19 protein-coding genes and 1 riboswitch are annotated in these 15,723 nt (G+C 39.4%); of the genes, 6 read left to right on the forward strand and 13 right to left on the reverse strand.

Annotation, left to right across the window (positions count from 1 at the left end; translation table 11 throughout):
- Nucleotides 1-47: 47 nt before the first annotated feature.
- Nucleotides 48-163: riboswitch (SAM riboswitch) on the reverse strand.
- A 176-nt stretch (nucleotides 164-339) separates the two neighbouring features.
- Nucleotides 340-1,449: a hypothetical protein gene (locus QUF49_RS16255; RefSeq protein ID WP_289496712.1), complete on the reverse strand. Its 1,110-nt coding sequence runs from the start codon at nucleotides 1,447-1,449 to the stop codon at nucleotides 340-342.
- A gap of 137 nt (nucleotides 1,450-1,586) precedes the next feature.
- Between QUF49_RS16255 and QUF49_RS16260 the strand changes: the two genes are divergently transcribed.
- On the forward strand, nucleotides 1,587-1,982 hold the full coding sequence (locus QUF49_RS16260; RefSeq protein WP_289496713.1) for a hypothetical protein: 396 nt from the start codon (nucleotides 1,587-1,589) through the stop codon (nucleotides 1,980-1,982).
- Between the two features lie 3 nt (nucleotides 1,983-1,985).
- Here the strand turns inward: QUF49_RS16260 and QUF49_RS16265 are convergent, their stop codons facing one another.
- The 6 genes from QUF49_RS16265 to corA all read right to left on the reverse strand — a co-directional run bounded on the left by QUF49_RS16265 (nucleotide 1,986) and on the right by corA (nucleotide 5,809).
- Entirely contained in the window at nucleotides 1,986-2,633 is a 648-nt protein-coding gene (locus QUF49_RS16265; RefSeq protein WP_289496714.1) for a nitroreductase family protein, read from the reverse strand.
- Nucleotides 2,634-2,722: 89 nt separating this feature from the next.
- Complete coding sequence (locus tag QUF49_RS16270; protein ID WP_289496715.1) at nucleotides 2,723-2,944, reverse strand: hypothetical protein; 222 nt, start codon at nucleotides 2,942-2,944, stop codon at nucleotides 2,723-2,725.
- Nucleotides 2,945-3,028: 84 nt separating this feature from the next.
- Complete coding sequence (locus QUF49_RS16275; RefSeq protein ID WP_289496716.1) at nucleotides 3,029-3,550, reverse strand: hypothetical protein; 522 nt, start codon at nucleotides 3,548-3,550, stop codon at nucleotides 3,029-3,031.
- A gap of 90 nt (nucleotides 3,551-3,640) precedes the next feature.
- Nucleotides 3,641-4,252: a phosphatase PAP2 family protein gene (locus tag QUF49_RS16280; protein ID WP_289496718.1), complete on the reverse strand. Its 612-nt coding sequence runs from the start codon at nucleotides 4,250-4,252 to the stop codon at nucleotides 3,641-3,643.
- 107 nt (nucleotides 4,253-4,359) lie between these two features.
- Nucleotides 4,360-4,791, reverse strand: a complete 432-nt coding sequence (locus tag QUF49_RS16285; protein WP_289496719.1) for a general stress protein — start codon at nucleotides 4,789-4,791, stop codon at nucleotides 4,360-4,362.
- Nucleotides 4,792-4,855: 64 nt separating this feature from the next.
- Entirely contained in the window at nucleotides 4,856-5,809 is a 954-nt protein-coding gene (gene corA, locus QUF49_RS16290; protein ID WP_289496720.1) for a magnesium/cobalt transporter CorA, read from the reverse strand.
- Nucleotides 5,810-6,123: 314 nt separating this feature from the next.
- Between corA and QUF49_RS16295 the strand changes: the two genes are divergently transcribed.
- On the forward strand, nucleotides 6,124-6,828 hold the full coding sequence (locus tag QUF49_RS16295; RefSeq protein WP_289496721.1) for a hypothetical protein: 705 nt from the start codon (nucleotides 6,124-6,126) through the stop codon (nucleotides 6,826-6,828).
- Between the two features lie 32 nt (nucleotides 6,829-6,860).
- Here QUF49_RS16295 and QUF49_RS16300 read toward each other — a convergent pair whose 3' ends face one another.
- On the reverse strand, nucleotides 6,861-7,688 hold the full coding sequence (locus QUF49_RS16300) for a VanW family protein (RefSeq protein ID WP_289496723.1): 828 nt from the start codon (nucleotides 7,686-7,688) through the stop codon (nucleotides 6,861-6,863).
- Between the two features lie 212 nt (nucleotides 7,689-7,900).
- Here QUF49_RS16300 and QUF49_RS16305 point away from each other — a divergent pair, with 212 nt between their 5' ends.
- Nucleotides 7,901-8,812 carry a permease gene (locus tag QUF49_RS16305; protein ID WP_289496724.1) on the forward strand — a complete coding sequence of 304 codons (912 nt, stop codon included), beginning with the start codon at nucleotides 7,901-7,903 and terminating at the stop codon, nucleotides 8,810-8,812.
- A 14-nt stretch (nucleotides 8,813-8,826) separates the two neighbouring features.
- Nucleotides 8,827-9,684 carry a TIGR03943 family putative permease subunit gene (locus QUF49_RS16310; RefSeq protein WP_289496725.1) on the forward strand — a complete coding sequence of 286 codons (858 nt, stop codon included), beginning with the start codon at nucleotides 8,827-8,829 and terminating at the stop codon, nucleotides 9,682-9,684.
- A 28-nt stretch (nucleotides 9,685-9,712) separates the two neighbouring features.
- Here the strand turns inward: QUF49_RS16310 and QUF49_RS16315 are convergent, their stop codons facing one another.
- Entirely contained in the window at nucleotides 9,713-10,414 is a 702-nt protein-coding gene (locus tag QUF49_RS16315; RefSeq protein ID WP_289496727.1) for a vanadium-dependent haloperoxidase, read from the reverse strand.
- Nucleotides 10,415-10,828: 414 nt separating this feature from the next.
- On the opposite strand from QUF49_RS16315, the gene QUF49_RS16320 reads away from it, so the two are divergent.
- Nucleotides 10,829-11,608, forward strand: coding sequence for an rRNA adenine N-6-methyltransferase family protein (locus QUF49_RS16320; RefSeq protein WP_289496728.1), 780 nt, complete (start codon nucleotides 10,829-10,831; stop codon nucleotides 11,606-11,608).
- A 185-nt stretch (nucleotides 11,609-11,793) separates the two neighbouring features.
- On the opposite strand, the gene QUF49_RS16325 is transcribed toward QUF49_RS16320, so the two are convergent.
- From QUF49_RS16325 to QUF49_RS16335, 3 genes are all read right to left on the reverse strand, one after another.
- Nucleotides 11,794-12,726, reverse strand: coding sequence for an ArsA family ATPase (locus QUF49_RS16325; protein WP_289496729.1), 933 nt, complete (start codon nucleotides 12,724-12,726; stop codon nucleotides 11,794-11,796).
- 14 nt (nucleotides 12,727-12,740) lie between these two features.
- Nucleotides 12,741-13,004 (reverse strand): cory-CC-star protein, encoded by a 264-nt coding sequence (locus tag QUF49_RS16330; protein ID WP_289496730.1) that lies wholly within the window; start codon nucleotides 13,002-13,004, stop codon nucleotides 12,741-12,743.
- Between the two features lie 64 nt (nucleotides 13,005-13,068).
- Nucleotides 13,069-14,811 carry a carbon starvation CstA family protein gene (locus QUF49_RS16335; RefSeq protein WP_289496731.1) on the reverse strand — a complete coding sequence of 581 codons (1,743 nt, stop codon included), beginning with the start codon at nucleotides 14,809-14,811 and terminating at the stop codon, nucleotides 13,069-13,071.
- 244 nt (nucleotides 14,812-15,055) lie between these two features.
- Here QUF49_RS16335 and QUF49_RS16340 point away from each other — a divergent pair, with 244 nt between their 5' ends.
- Entirely contained in the window at nucleotides 15,056-15,178 is a 123-nt protein-coding gene (locus tag QUF49_RS16340; protein WP_289496732.1) for a hypothetical protein, read from the forward strand.
- Nucleotides 15,179-15,274: 96 nt separating this feature from the next.
- On the opposite strand, the gene QUF49_RS16345 is transcribed toward QUF49_RS16340, so the two are convergent.
- Nucleotides 15,275-15,670: a MarR family winged helix-turn-helix transcriptional regulator gene (locus QUF49_RS16345; RefSeq protein WP_353958312.1), complete on the reverse strand. Its 396-nt coding sequence runs from the start codon at nucleotides 15,668-15,670 to the stop codon at nucleotides 15,275-15,277.
- Nucleotides 15,671-15,723: the final 53 nt, after the last annotated feature.

Raw genomic sequence — 15,723 nt, forward strand, 5'->3', positions numbered from 1 at the left:
AGGGGAAAAAGAAAAACCCCCTTCCTAAGAAGAGGGTTTTGGTCCTCCTCTTATCTTTCAGATCAAAAACGATCTGTAGGAATTGGCACCTTTCCAAACCAAATGTGGTTTGTTGGTTGCCGGGCTTCATCGGGCCTAGTCCCTCCGCCTCTCTGGATAAGAGATAATTAAATTATGTTTAACACATTACCGTGCTGATGTTTGTATTGTTCTTGAATAGGATTATAGAGGAAGACGTTTTAAAAAGTCAACCGTTTTTTGAAAAATCATAAAAGTTATACAAAAGACTTAGTGTTCAACTGTCAGCTTTGAATTAAGATTATGCCCATGCTATGCCAATTATGCTAACTTTGTTCCACTTTTTTCATCGGTCCACTGAAATTCTTCAATCCTTTTCACAAGTACCGGTATTCGGTTGGCGATTGCCTCCCTTTCTCCGTAACGAATTTTTTGTTCAGACGTTAATTCATCAGACTGGAGCAGTTCCCAATGCGATGCAGCTAAACTTGTCAACTGAATGAACTCTTCTTGTTTCACTCTCTGTTTTACAATAAGGTCGCCATTAGAATATCCTTCTAAAAATCCATCTGCCATTCTGTGCAATCTGTCTTCAAAACGATCAAATTCATGTTTTGCATAGCGTTGTGCATTAAAGAACGTCGGGTACAGAGTTCGGTAGTTATTCATTAAGTTTCCAGCTAATGAATCTCCGCTATATAGAATAGGCACTGGATCGATTAGACTTACTCTGCCGTCTAAGTGAAGCAATAAATTTTCAGTTGAAGTATCTTGATTTGTAAAACTTATTGTTTGGTGTTTAATCTCTCTATTCTTCATACATTCTTGAAGCTGAATAAGAGCTGCTGGCTGTATAGAGCTGTTATAAGTATCTATAAACTTTTTAAAATCAGAGATATACTCTTCGTTCTCTTTCTTCATAAACTCAGAAACATTCGACTGAAGCTGACCTTCGATGTTCTTTCCGTTCCATTGCAGATATCCAAAGCCTTTTAATCCATGTTGAGCATCATTCATATTCCTGAAGAACTCACCCAATTCTGCACCTACTTGAAACGCTTCTACATATGTAAAATGTTCAAGTTTAATGGCTTTACCTGCATACGACTCAACCGTAAACGTTTTGTCTTTTTCTACATGGTAGTAAAAGAATTCTGGACAGATTCCCGGCTTAACTGAGTTAGCGAGTTCATAGTACGCTTTTGTACCAGCATATTCGGCGTAAGAAGCCGATTCATCAAACTCAACTTTTCTGCCATATGCTTCTGCTTTAGGAAACCGAACGACTACCGGGTCACCCGTACGCAACTGAACGAGATAAGCATAATGCCAAGCCCCTTCGCCTAAGTATTGCACTTGCGTTGGATCTTTAAGCTCTCCAAGTCCACTTTTTTGCAGAGCATAGTCAATCAAATCAAATGTCTCTTTCATAAGATGTTCCTCTTTCTTTTTATGAAAATACGTTTTATGAAACACATATTCGGTAACTGTCGAAAAAAATCCTTTTTTCATTTAAAAATTTGTAGGTCTGAAGTCACAGGGAGATGGATGAGTGGAAGATACAGAGGATGGGATTTCAAAGTTCTGAGGCGTTTCGTATGGCGCTCGTATTTTTCGTATGGCGCTCGTATTTTTCGTATGGCGCTCGTATTTTTCGTATGGCGCTCGTATTTTTCGTATGGCGCTCGTATTTTTCGTATGGCGCTCGTATTTTTCGTATGGCGCTCGTATTTTTCGTATGGCGCTCGTATTTTTCGTATGGCGCTCGTATTTTTCGTATGGCGCTCGTATTTTTCGTATGGCGCTCGTATTTTTCGTATGGCGCTCGTATTTTTCGTATGGCGCTCGTATTTTTCGTATGGCGCTCGTATTTTTCGTATGGCGCTCGTATTTTTCGTATGGCGCTCGTCCAGCGTGCACGATGTGCCGCTGAACGAGCTTCAAACCATAAAAATTTCTTGTAAGTCTTAATCTACGTATGTCACGATCTCTTCTACTGCTTTTCGTGCCAGTTTTTTCGGCTGATCTTGCGGATGACCAAGTGATATGACCATATTGATCTGCTTCTCAGACGAAATATCCAGATATTCACGAATTGCATCTTGAGCCAATAACACAGGGCCTGTCATCGGACATGAACCTAGACCACGCGCATGTGCTGCCAGCATTAAGTTCTGGATTGCGAGACAGCTGCTCTTAATCCCTTCTTCTTCCCATACGGATTCTTCCGCAAGCTCGATCGGATCAAAGATTTTTTCTCGGAACTTCGACTCGTATGGAGTAGCTAAACAGATGATTAACACAGGAGCTCCTGAGAATGCTGTTGCATAAGGACCAAACGAACGAGTCAGTAATTTCGCTTCCTTCGTTTTGCCGTTGCCTTCCGCTCTGGCTGCCAATTTATGAATAGCATCCCACGTCATCTCTTCAATTTTTTTCACTTTATCTTTGTTGCGGATTACGATGAATTCCCATGTTTGAGAGTTGGTATCACTCGGCGCATAGCGAGCGCAATCCATGATCTCATAAATATCTTCTTGAGCAACTGATTCATCTGTAAACTTACGAACACTTCTTCTGCCGTGCACGATTTCTTTAAAATCTTCGTATTTCATGATTGTCTCCTCTGACTCAATGAATGTATTAACTTCTTGTATTATACAAAAAATTGGAACCGTCTACAAAACACCTAAAAAAACAGTGCCTATTTCGCACTGTTTTCTGCATCGATCTCTTTTTTCGTTTTTATTCTTAAGCCAATTACAATTAGAGATAGACCTAATAAAATACTGACAAAATTCAGCGGGTCCACATTTAGGCTTTCTCTTTGGACATTTAATTTCTCTACATACGTTCCGATCAGATACGTGCTAATTAGAACGATTATTCCGGCAGTAATCAACCCGGCTTTTACATATGGTTTCATTGTAAAACCACCTTTTCCCTTTTACATCTAACTTATTCTAGGAAAAAGACAGAATACCTTTTATCTAAAAACTAATCGAGTGAACTAATTTGCTTTTGCTAAATTCATATGCTTCTCAACAAATGATCGAACGTTATCCTCTTCTTTTTTCTTAATCACGAACTCCACATATTTGTCACCCGTATGAAAACGAACCAAACCCCAGCTCGGATATCCAGGGTTTTCCGCCTGAAGTCCTGTAATCCAATCTACGGAATCGATCTGTTTCCAGTTATAAAACTTTGTAGCAGAGACAACACCTTTTTTACCGATCGCACCTCGCAAGAACTGAGTGAAATAAAGAAGTGTGAGTATAACAAGTAAGCAGATCATTAAAATATTCACAGGCATGGAGAGCTTCAAAAAACCAAATCCTTGCGTGACGAGAACAATAATAATGATCTCATTTGTCCAAAAATTCTTTTGTGTATATTCTCCGCTATATGACAATCCGTAAACAGGGACGGCTCTCTTTTTATCTTTAAAATTTTTGAAGAGGTGATAAAGTGCTATGCCGATTCCAGATGCAATTAAGATACCAAATACCACGTCTAATAAAATACCCATGTAAAACACCCCGCATTTCATATATAGGTATATACGAAAAATATTGGAAAAAGTTTCAAAACCACTCATAAAAAAAGACGCTAAAAATGCTTAGCGCCTAACAAACAATTGATATGTTTTTATAACTGCAGAATTGTAAAACACTCCGCCAGCTATTCCTGCAATTACATCCAGCACATAATGAACGCCTAACTTTACTCTGCTTACCCCGATTAAAAATAGAAACACGATATAGCCTGCTATAATCTTAGTGTTCTTATATAAGCCGGAGAAACTAAGCAGCAAGCTATAAAAGGCAGCTGCATTCATAGCATGAGCACTCGGGTACCCGTACGGACTAGCTTTGACTCTTCTTTCCCATTCAGGAGGTGTTCTTTTAAACAGCTGTTTAAAAAGTGTGGTTAAAAGCCGGATGCCAATTATGTTAAAGATCATGATGTTCCTTTTATCTCGATCTCCTGTGTTATTGTAGCTTAGAAACAAGATTATACCTAATGGAATCGTAAAAAAACCTGATCCCAGCCTAGTGAAAAACAGCATGAATGGATTTGAAAAGAATTTTGAATCATAAATTGACCGGCTGCAGCTTTCATCAAGTGAACGGTATGGATCTTGATTTCTCACAATTGTTAAAACGATAAAAACCGTCCCGGTAATCAATAAAACAAGAATGGATAAGGAAGAAGTTTTCGTTTTTTTCATAGAGTCCCAACACCTTCATCATATATACTGAAGTTATTTTTTTCCTGGAACCCTATTTCTATACGAAAAAAGACACCTCATCAAAAGGTGTCTTCCTAAGTATTGCATTATTTTCGTTCCACCATGACGAGAATCTTTCCGTCCTGCAGATCCTGCATGTAGCGTTCTGCATCATCTTTTGTCACGTCCATATTTAGAAGTATTTCTTTCATATCCTTTTCACCGTCATCAAACATTGCTGCAAAAGGACCAGCTGCGAGAAGAGGACCAACACCTGGAACCCCAAGGCCCGGAACGGCGATACCGCCTCCGATTCCTGTTAAAAAGCCGGCAATCGTTCCATAAGTGGCATTATCCACGTCATCGTCCAAAACTCTTTCTTCTTTAACATGTGTTTCGTCAGCAACACTGTCTATCATTTCATCGTCTTTAGCAACAATAGAAATTTCGGATGGATGATAGCCTTTTTCAACGAGTGCTTTGATCGCGCCAACCGCTTCTTCTTCTCTTGTGTATGTACCGATAATATCTTTTTTCATTTGGTTTCCCTCCAAACGGTTCTTTACATGTAGGTTCCCCTGTTAAACACATTTTAAACAGCTGTTAATCCTGTTCGAACCACCCTTTTTTCTTAAACCAAATGGACATCACGATACCTAATAAAACCATAAAGCCAAGTACGTAAAAGTAACCATTCTCTGTTTGAAGCTCTGGCATGTTAACAAAGTTCATTCCATATAATCCCGCAATGAACGTTAATGGCATGAAGATCGTTGTGATGACCGTTAATGTTTTCATGATATTGTTCATTCGATACGAGTTTAACGAAATATAGTTATCCCGAATATCTGACGTCATCTCTCGAGCTGAAGTCATCATATCAGTCAACCTCAAGAGATGGTCATAGATGTCATGAAAATAGGACCTTTCATCCGCATCCAAACCAACTCGTTTTGACTCAAGCATACGGTATAAAAGCTCACGCATCGGTACAACCGTTTTTCTTAATGTCAGCAGATCCCCTCTAATATCAAAAATCTGATTGATCAGCTTTGGCGCTTCATCATCTTCATTGCTTTCGATGGAAATTACGCGCTCTTCTAATTCATGCATGATCGGAAAATACATATCTACAAGCTTATCCATCAGCTTATGCACAAGTTCGTTTTTTCCCAATTCTGACGGAACGGTCTCTAACCCTCTTAAATAATTCCATACAAAATCAATCTCAGGAACGTTCGCCTTATGAAAAGTTACGACACTGTTCTTTGTAGTAAAGATATCAACTTCTGTCGCTTCAAGTGTCTTTTGATCCAAAGCATGAACAACATAAAACAAGTGCTCTTCATAGAATTCTACCTTTGGCCGCTGCAGTGCATTTACACAGTCCTCTACTGCCAAGGGATGAAAGTCAAAAAACGAGCGAAGAAGGTTTGTTTCACCAGGAGTAGGACTGTTAAAATCCACCCAGAACCAATCCGGCTGCATTTCAGCCAATTGCCTAAATGGCGGGTTGAGAATTACTTTTTGATCAATAATCGCTATTGTTCGAATCATGAGCAGACCTCCTCTCTCTTTCTCTTAGGCTGTCTTCGCATACAATGTTGCTCTTTACAGTAGTTTTCCTCTGCTGATGTTTGATAAACAACAATCCTTTAGAAAAGAGCTTTCTTTTATATTATCATTTCCATAATCTTCTTAACTCTTTTCGCGTATTTCAAACATTTTTTCTTTTCACATGCGGTATTTTTCTACAATAAGTCATGAAATTTACTTTTTCAAATGAATTAGCAGGAGTAGGATTAAAAAATCAACTTCACTATTCCCTTTTTCTGTTAAAATAACATTAAAGAAAAAATCGGGAGGTAACGATGAAAAAGATATTAATAATAGCTTGTGTGTGTATCGCCTTTTTCGTTTCAGGTGTTTCTGTTTACAGTTATATGAACGAAAAAAATCGTTACGCATCAGTTACCGTTGTTCCCGAAAAGCGTGATGACCTTCCGCTTTATAAAGGGTTAGAATTTCAAGAACATAACTATTTAATCAAAGGAAATCATTGGTATGACGTTTATGGGTTTTATAAAAAGCAGATGCCTCTTCATGGCTGGAAACTTGTTCATAAACAAGCATTCATTGAAGATTGGGGCGGGTTTATGATGACCTGGGAAAAGGATGGTAAAGAACTGCATATAGGCGGCGGATGGATTCCTAATGAAAACACAACAGAAGTTAGGTTTGACCTTAGACCTATTATGCGCAGCACGAATTGGATTGAGGCGATCCCGAGCAGTATTTGTGTTTATGCTAATAAAGAAGCTGACACTTGCAGCACAATAACCGATCTTAACAAGATTGAGCAATTTGTTAAATGGGTTAATGATGAAGCAATTGATAAAGAAGATGCTTCCCTTCAAAAGGATTACGGGATTGTCGAAGTGAACGGTAAAAAAATCGAAATTCATTATGACCCTGAACTCCCTTCTTTCACCTTAAAATCTGCTGATGGCCGTAAACAGCTGAAACCAGAGCCTTTATTGGAACTTTTGGGATTAACAGAATTACAGACAAAGTAAAACCTTGGTCCGCTTTTTCGGCCAAGGTTTTTTTATGCCTCTTTTTGACTGGTTTCTAAGAGAGGTTCATACATCATGATTGCATGGTTTTCTGTTACATATTCATCATCAATCTGCTGCTTCATCTTGTTGAACACTTTGCGATGAATAAGATTGTGTCTGAGATAACCACCCCAATATGCCGGTGTGATCCAATGTTCTTTTTCATACACTTGGTATGATTGCAGTGGTTCCTGCTCAGTTCGCCATTCTCCAACAAGATGAGTATCCGTCAGGTAAAGGTGAAGCTGGTAGTTTTTATCGGTCGTGTTTTTGATCTGCAGATCCAAATAATTATAAGCACAGGTTGCTCCGCTTCCGAATGGCTGTGTGCGCTTTGAATCAGGAAACACATCATAGCTATGCCGATGACGCTCCGTTACGGTCAGCGGTGTGTGCAGCGTCATCCAGTAAATCAAGTTGGACAGCTGACAAAGCCCTCCTCCCGTTCCCTTTTTAAACGTTCCGTAGAACAGAACCATTCCATCAACGTAGCCTTTCGAACGGGTTGTCGTTCCGATTCCCTTCCAATAGGAAAATGTCTCTCCAGGCTTAACCACGATTCCGTTTAATCGTTTAATGGCGATCTGAAGATTTTTCACTTTGTTGTGCTGATACCACATGTCCACGTCTTTCAATTTCCGAAGAAGAATGGTCTGATGCGAAAAACTGACGAAAGGAAGTTTTTCGCTGCTTATACTTTTTGCATATTTCTTATCATCGGTAAACCATTCTATGTATCTTTTTAACGTATAATACTTTTTGCCTAGCGAGATTCGAAATGCCGAACGCCGCTTCGGACGCAGGTCAAAATGGTTCATCCTGTACCCCCTCTTGCTCAATTTCAGCGCGGGAAATAAATTGTTTGGGGTCAGACCCCATTTCCCACAATCTTCTAATTCTTTATTTTCCATTTATATTCCTTCAATTGATACGTTATAGTGAAGTTAATGATGAATTAAATTTCACAAATTTTATTTTTTATGATAAGAATTAGTTTGTTAATCGCTGATTCGTTTGGAGGAATACTTGGATGCTCGACAAATCTTTTTTACAGATGAATACCGTATTTATTAGCATCCTCATTGAAGCACTTCCGTTTGTTCTGATCGGTGTGCTCATTGCTGGTGTGATTCAGATGTTTGTTACAGAAGAAATGGTGGCACGGATCATGCCTAAGAACAAAGTGGCCGCGATTTTGTTTGGTGCTTTCTTAGGAGCTATTTTCCCCGCTTGTGAATGTGGAATTGTTCCGATTACAAGAAGGTTAATTGCTAAGGGAGTTCCTGCTTTTGCTGCCATCCCTTTTATGCTGACAGGACCTATTATTAATCCTGTAGTGTTATTTTCTACTTTTGTCGCATTCGGCAATCAGTGGGATGTCATGATCTATCGAGGCGGTCTTGCCATGATCGTGGCGATACTTGTAGGTTTTTTACTAGCTGTTCAGTTTAAGAATGCAAAAGTGCTGAAAAATGAGATTGGTGTAATTGCAAATTCACCAGGTGGCATGGAAACAGCTGCAACTGTTTCAGCACCTCAGATCTCTCTATACAATAAGATCAAAGGCACATTTGTACACGCAGTTGAAGAATTTTTTTCAGTGGGTAAATACCTCGTTGTCGGTGCGTTAATTGCCGCAAGCATGCAAACGTACGTGAAAACTTCAACATTGCTTGAAATCGGACAAGGTGCAGTTTCCTCTTCTCTCGTAATGATGGGATTAGCTTTTGTGCTCTCACTTTGCTCAGAAGCCGATGCCTTTATCGCGTCTTCTTTCCAGAGCACGTTTACGATAGGATCGATCGTTGCGTTCCTTGTATACGGACCGATGCTCGATATTAAGAATGTGCTGATGATGCTTGCTGCTTTTAAGAAGAAATTAGTGTTAAGTCTGATCGGCTATATTACGGTCCTTGTGCTGCTCGGATCATTATTTCTTTAGGGAGGTGTTATCGTATGATTCGTATCCTGATACTCATTGGCTTTACTTTTTTGTTCATGCACTTGCATGCGACCGGTGATATTGGCAAATACATCAACATGAAATATTCGTATATTTCGTTTTCGGCGATATTTATTCTAGGTTTTTTAACGCTCGTGCAGTTCTACATCTATGGAAAAAGTGATGACGGCGAGCATGTACATGATAACTCTTGCACAGCTGATTGCGGGCATGACCATCACAAAAAACCTTCACGTTTTAAAAATTTCACAGTTAACAGCATACTCATTTTCCCGATTATCTCAGGTCTGTTTTTTCCTATTGCTTCTCTCGATTCCGAGACGGTAAAAACAAAGGGGTTCCACTTTAAAGGCCTTGAAAATGAAGGTGACTTTGGGGAGCACCAATTTTTAAAACCGGATACGAGTGTGTACTATGGCAAAGAAAGTTATAACACGGTCATGGACAAAGAACTTAAGCCATTTACGAAAGGCGATACTGTCGTGCTAAACGACAAAAATTATTTAAAAGGCATGGAAAGCATCTATTACAAACCAGGAATTTTCCTCGATAAAAAAGTACAGTTTACAGGGTTTACGTATAATGCTGAAAATCAGTCTAAGAGCAAAAAAAATGAATTGTTCCTCCTTCGTTTCGGAATCATTCACTGCATAGCAGATTCTGGTGTATTCGGCATGATGGTGGAGTTTCCTGAAGGCACCTCGTTTCCAAACGATAAGTGGATCAAAGTCGATGGAACCATTGAAACACAGTATTATCAGCCATTTAAAGCAGATATACCATATGTAAAAGTGAAAAGCTGGAAAGAGATTGAAAAACCCGAAGAAGAATATGTATTTAGAGGATATTAAAAACCGGACCATCAGCGTCCGGTTTTTTTCATATATTTTGTGATTTGATCAACTGAACAACAATCTCGCCCAGCTGCCTTCCCAATGACAGCCCCTCATCATTATCAACTTTAAAATGAACGCCCGCATACAATCTCGACATCGCACACTCTTCCATCAACTGGTGAATACGATAGCTTTCCTGTGGAAAATAGTAACTTAAGATCACCTCAGAACACCCAGCCATAACCGCATGTGCAGAAGGGTAACCCGGAAAACGAGGTGTGTATAATACCGTTTTTAAATTCCGGTCGTATTGACAAGGTCTTGCAACATCCCAAAGATATTTAAAGTACCACGTAATCACAAATGCATCGTTAATGGCAGCTTGATAGAATGCTAAAAATCTAGCCGCTTTCGTTGAGGCTAGACCGTAAGTTTCCATCATATTATAAACAATGGGCATGGTCTGCCTATTTACCTCGCCAGTTGCCCAAACTTGAGCAATCCTGATCTGTTCAGGCGTTATCTGCTGAAGCACTTGTTTTACAATATAAAGCTCACTCTCCCAATCAATCGTGTTTGGGTCTTTAATTCTCCATGTGATTGGGTTTCTGAATGGGTCAAAAAATTCGTTCCCTTTTCTCGTAATAAAAAACATCGGCCATGATCCTGCTTCAGGAGTTACTGGAGTTGGGGGATATGACTCACCTGGGTATGGAATGGCAGACCACCTTAAATAATCTCTCATTTTCAGCCCCCTTAACTTTTTTGCCACCTCATAAGGCTTGCTGTACGTGTTCTTATATTTATTACACGTTCGCGCAGCGTGCAGCCTTTTACGCGCGGTATTCCCTTACTTCACGCGCTTCCGCCTTTTTTACGCGCATGTTTGATTATTTCACGCGCAAACGCTGCATTTTTGCACGCAAGCATACCCTTTTCCAACTATATTGGCAGCTTCAAAACAACAATTTTTCTTAAAAAAACGCATCAAAAATAATATGCTTACCTAAAAAGTTTATGAAGCTGGACAAAAACTTTAGAACGGCAGTTGTTTTTTAGTGGTTAACAAACCATTTTACCTTTAATTTTATTAATCTCCTCTATTCACTAGATCTAAATTTTGGTATCATTTTCCTTAAACTAATTGGGGCTGATATTGATGACTTCTTTTAAACAATCGTTTAATTTTGTCGCGGATTTTTATGAACGATACCGTCCTGCTTATCCGGCTGATCTGTTCAAAGATATTATTTCTTACTCAGATTTAGATGGGAATGACTCACTTTTGGAGATTGGAAGCGGAACGGGAAAGGCAACTGAGGGTTTCTTAAAAAGTGGTTACTCGAATATTACTTGCATTGAATATGGAGAAAATCTAGCATTGCTGACTCAGAAGAAATTCTCTCCGTATCCTAATCTACAAATTGTTCATTCTGATTTTGAAGAATGGACTAATCCAGATCACAAGAAATTCGATCTCGCTTTTTCGGGAACAGCATTTCACTTTATTCCTTATGAAGAAGGCTTTCGAAAAGTTTCCTCTCTTTTAAATGAAGACGGTGTGCTTGCTCTCTTTTGGTTCGTACATGTGGCATCCGACGAAGCAGTCTATCAATCTATTAGAGAAGTTTATAAAAAGCATGCACCACATCTTAATGACCGCAACATTCCATCATTAGAAGAATTTATTGAAAAGCGCAGTGATCTCACTTTAGCTTCAGGGAAATTTCGTGATTTAAAAGTCCATACATATACATGGAATCAAGTTTATTCAGCAGAAGATTATATCGGACTCTTAAACACGCATTCTGGACATCAAGTGCTTCCTGCAGATCAAAAAGACCCACTTTTTCAAGGGATACAGCTGGCGATTCAAAAGAACGGTGATCAGATTACGAAAAAACATGCTGTAGCGCTGTTTTTAGCTAAAAAAATATAACGCAGGAGCAAGAATACTCCTTTGAAGCGGGCAGGTGAGACACTTAAGAGTGAAACCCAAAATGTGGCTCACCGCATGCACCAAGGAAAGCGAGCACCTGGAACGGAAATCAACTACCTTCAAGGGCAACAAACTTTGCAAAAAGAAAAACCAGCGTCACCTAAAAAGGTCTGCGCTGGTTATTTCTATGCCTTCAACAATTCCGTCGTTTTTAAAAACTCGCTATACTCCTGCAAGCCTTCCCGTGTTGCGATATCATGGTCGAACATCGGAACATATATTTTCTCAGTATCTTTAAACATTTGTTTAATGTCTTCGAGATACGGCCGCTCTGCTTCTTTCCGGTTCCTCATAAATGTTCCTTCTACTTCTTCAGGGATGACTTTGTTTACGATGATCTTACTGACAGAGATGCCATGTTCTTTTAATGTTTTTACCGCACTCTCTGTTTCTAAGATGGGCAGACGCTCAGGATTCACTACCATCATATATGTCGTTTTTTCCTTATCAATGATTAACTCTCTTACTTTACTAAACTTCTGCCTTCTCGCCTGAAGAACTTCATAGATTGGATCCTCTCTCGTTTCACCGTCGTACAAAAGCTGTGTGTAGTTATCCTGAACCTTCTTTCGTTTTTCTAAAAGCCCATCCATCCATACACCCATGAATTCTGGTAAAAGTAAGAGTCTTAATGTGTGCCCTGTCGGTGCGGTATCAAACACGACCGTCTCATACTTTTTGCTGTCTTCTAACAAGATGGACGTCATTTTATCAAATACAGCCGCTTCTGCAGCGCCAGGTGATTTGCCGGCAAGATCGAGCTGACGGTGCACCTCTTCAAGCATCGTCACCTTTACTAGTCCTTTTATGTTTTGCTTCACTTGTTCCATATACGCCAGGGCTTCTTTGTCAGAATCAATTTCAATTAAATCAAGGTTTGGGGCAATGTTCGTTTTCCCTTTTACTTTTTTCACTTGAAAAAGATCTCCTGTATTATGTGCTGGGTCAGTTGAAACGAGAAGCGTCTTCTTTCCTTCTCTTGCGCAAAGAACGGCAAATGCAGAAGCCGTTGTACTTTTTCCGACTCCGCCTTTTCCACCAATAAAATAAATCTTCATATCAAATTTCTCTCCTAACAGCAGCGAATTCCTTCTAAAGGTGATTTATCCATACCCATTCTCATATGCCAATCATGAAATTTTTCTAAAAGCAGAGGATAAAGTTCTAACGTGTAATAATAAGCAGGATTAGGAATTCCAAGCATTTCTGATACACATAAAAGCATGAACAAATCCTCTTCATTTCTTAATTCTCTTGCGATTTCTGCACGATGCGGCTGCTTCAAGATTTGATCGTACAGATCAACAGCTGTTTTCAATTTCTCTAAAATAGACATATCTCTCGCTGTCCCCTCCTTGAAAAGAAAGTAGAGACTAGCTTTCCTAGCCTCTACTTCACGATTACATATCCGTTGTTAACGGTTCTGTTGTCTTTTTTCTAAAAGTAGCTAACGCTTCTAAAATAATCCACAGCGTAAACCCTAAGATCAAGCTTCCGAAAATAAAGAGCAGCATGTTTGCATCGTTATCTCCCATACCTGACCATGTAAACACAACCTGCTGAATCATCGCCCAAAGTGTCATAAAGAACACAAAGAGCATCGGAATTAACGTAACCATGTAATTTCGGCCAAGACGTTTTAGCCAGATGGTTATAAGGAGCAAGGAAATCCCCGCTAAAAGCTGATTGCTTGTTCCAAACAATGGCCATAACAGATATCCGCCTGATCCAAAACCGTTCGGACCTTGAGGAAGGATAACGAGAGCTGTAGAGGAAACAGCTGCAATGGATGTTGCAACATGTTTCTTTTCAAGAGAACGAACCTTGTATTCTACTCCAAGCTCTGAAATGATATAACGCATTAAACGGAACGATGTATCAAGAGATGTGGCAGCAAAACTTACGATAATAACGGCAACGATTGTAGCTGCGATATCAGCTGGAATCCAGAGCCCTGTCGCAAGCTGAGCGGCTCCTCCGATAAAGGCACCAAGTCCGCCTGAGCTTGCTGCAGCAAAGCTATTATACGTTGCTAGGAAATCTCCTTGTGTAGCAAAAACTGTCGAAACCGCAATGATTGCGATTAATGCAAGAGTCCCCTCACCTACAGCACCTGCATACCCAACAAAACGGGCATCTGTTTCTTTATCAAGCTGTTTGGAAGTTGTCCCTGATGATACAAGTCCGTGGAATCCAGAGATCGCTCCACAAGCAATTGTAATAAATAATAACGGAAACCATGGAACATCTCCTGCAGCAGCGTTTACAGCTGGTGCCGTAATCTTCGGCTGAAGGAAAACAAGCCCTAAATAAAGCATAAGCAAGCCAACCACTAATTGGTGAGAATTGATGTAATCACGAGGTTGAAGCAGCTTCCATACCGGAAGAACAGAAGATATGTAACAATAAACCATTAGTATGACGATCCATACTAAGAATGCAGAACCAACTGCACCTAAACCAAATAATCCTGCAGCTTCTGCACCACCGAAATATTTGACTAAATCGATCTGGAGTGCTGGAATCTTGCTTGAAAGAATAGCTGTACCATACATGATTACTAAAGCAATGATGGACGGAATAAGCATTTCTTTTTTACGTTTGTATACCGCATAACCAATCCATACCGCTAATGGGATCTCGATAAAGACTGGCAAAACACTTGCCGGAAACTTAATGAACAGATTTGAAATAACCCATGCAAATACGGCGTTAACCATTAACATCAAGATTAAAATAATGAATAAGAACATAATCTTTGCACGTTTTCCAATGATGGTGCTTGTAATGGATCCGACTGATTGCCCCTTATGACGAGCAGATAGTACAAGTGTACCGAAATCATGAATACCTGCCGCAAACACTGTACCGAAAATAACCCATAAAAATGCTGGCAACCAGCCCCAGTATAGTGCGATTGCAGGTCCTACAATTGGTGACGCACCTGCTACAGAAGAAAAATGATGTCCCCATAAAACAAATTTGTTTGTGGGAACGAAGTCGACTCCATCATTGTACTTGTGAGCCGGTGTAACATAATTCGGGTCAAGTTTATAAATTTTTTCTGCTACGAACTTGGAGTAGTACTTGTACCCAAACGCAAACATCAACATCCCAATAATGGCTAACCAAACGGAATTCATCTTCAATAACCCCCTCCTTATGACCTGGTCTTACTGTTAAATCATATATGAAAGCGTTCACACTAGTCAATATATTCTGACTATTTAATCAACAATCTTGTATCACTTGTCCTCTCGTTCAAATGTACTTTATGAATAAAATACACGTGATTTCTAGGAAAGCAGTACTATTGTTTCGACATTTTAGAGGATAATTATCGATTGAAGGAGAAATATGGGGAAACAAAGAAGGGAGGAAAAGAAAATGAGTGAAGTGATCATCCGTCATCTAGTGAAACGTCATTTCACAAAGAAAAATATACAAGATCAGCAACTTCAGCAGCTGCTTGTCCATTTTCTTCTTTCAGTCAGGAAAGAAAAACATTAAAAAAGATAAATATACGGCCATCATATAATTTCTCATTTAATCAAGAGTATCTGATTGATCAGGTACTCTTTCTTATTGTTTCACTTTTATTAATAGTTACATCACCTTCGTTAGTATCTTCAATGAATGAAGAATTGTATCACGTTCAAAATCTGAAAGCTGCGAAAAGCTTTCCGTTAAACGGCTATTTATGATCGTGTCTATATGGGAGGCGGTCTGCACCCCTTTTTCTGTCAAGCTAAGCAAATATATTCTTTTATCGTTAGGGTTGGGAGTCTTTTTAACAAGCCCTGCTTTAATCAAGGTTTGTATTTGTCTGCTGAAAGTCGTGATATCAACTCCTAGAAGATCTGCAGTTTGCTGCATAGAAAGCTGATCGTGTTTATTTATTTCATATAAGATATGACTATGTGCGAGTGTTAGATCTGCCTCACCCATACGGAAGCTGCTTTTCTGTAAGCTATCATATTTCCTGCTTAAATTTTGCAACAAACTCCTAACATCCTCCAACAAAAACACCACCTTGTTATCACTATAAAGGATTC

It is taken from the genome of Fictibacillus sp. b24, from assembly GCF_030348825.1.
Taxonomy (GTDB): domain Bacteria; phylum Bacillota; class Bacilli; order Bacillales; family Fictibacillaceae; genus Fictibacillus.

Coding starts and splice junctions, on each gene's coding strand:
- QUF49_RS16275 (WP_289496716.1), bottom strand. CDS start 3,550: ATGGGTATTTTATTAGACGTGGTATTTGGTATCTTAATTGCATCTGGA.
- QUF49_RS16285 (WP_289496719.1), bottom strand. CDS start 4,791: ATGAAAAAAGATATTATCGGTACATACACAAGAGAAGAAGAAGCGGTT.
- QUF49_RS16320 (WP_289496728.1), top strand. CDS start 10,829: ATGACTTCTTTTAAACAATCGTTTAATTTTGTCGCGGATTTTTATGAA.
- QUF49_RS16300 (WP_289496723.1), bottom strand. CDS start 7,688: ATGAACCATTTTGACCTGCGTCCGAAGCGGCGTTCGGCATTTCGAATC.
- QUF49_RS16270 (WP_289496715.1), bottom strand. CDS start 2,944: ATGAAACCATATGTAAAAGCCGGGTTGATTACTGCCGGAATAATCGTT.
- QUF49_RS16310 (WP_289496725.1), top strand. CDS start 8,827: ATGATTCGTATCCTGATACTCATTGGCTTTACTTTTTTGTTCATGCAC.
- QUF49_RS16265 (WP_289496714.1), bottom strand. CDS start 2,633: ATGAAATACGAAGATTTTAAAGAAATCGTGCACGGCAGAAGAAGTGTT.
- QUF49_RS16325 (WP_289496729.1), bottom strand. CDS start 12,726: ATGAAGATTTATTTTATTGGTGGAAAAGGCGGAGTCGGAAAAAGTACA.
- QUF49_RS16255 (WP_289496712.1), bottom strand. CDS start 1,449: ATGAAAGAGACATTTGATTTGATTGACTATGCTCTGCAAAAAAGTGGA.
- QUF49_RS16315 (WP_289496727.1), bottom strand. CDS start 10,414: ATGAGAGATTATTTAAGGTGGTCTGCCATTCCATACCCAGGTGAGTCA.
- QUF49_RS16305 (WP_289496724.1), top strand. CDS start 7,901: ATGCTCGACAAATCTTTTTTACAGATGAATACCGTATTTATTAGCATC.
- QUF49_RS16295 (WP_289496721.1), top strand. CDS start 6,124: ATGAAAAAGATATTAATAATAGCTTGTGTGTGTATCGCCTTTTTCGTT.
- QUF49_RS16280 (WP_289496718.1), bottom strand. CDS start 4,252: ATGAAAAAAACGAAAACTTCTTCCTTATCCATTCTTGTTTTATTGATT.
- QUF49_RS16260 (WP_289496713.1), top strand. CDS start 1,587: ATGGGATTTCAAAGTTCTGAGGCGTTTCGTATGGCGCTCGTATTTTTC.
- QUF49_RS16330 (WP_289496730.1), bottom strand. CDS start 13,004: ATGTCTATTTTAGAGAAATTGAAAACAGCTGTTGATCTGTACGATCAA.
- corA (WP_289496720.1), bottom strand. CDS start 5,809: ATGATTCGAACAATAGCGATTATTGATCAAAAAGTAATTCTCAACCCG.
- QUF49_RS16335 (WP_289496731.1), bottom strand. CDS start 14,811: ATGAATTCCGTTTGGTTAGCCATTATTGGGATGTTGATGTTTGCGTTT.
- QUF49_RS16340 (WP_289496732.1), top strand. CDS start 15,056: ATGAGTGAAGTGATCATCCGTCATCTAGTGAAACGTCATTTCACAAAG.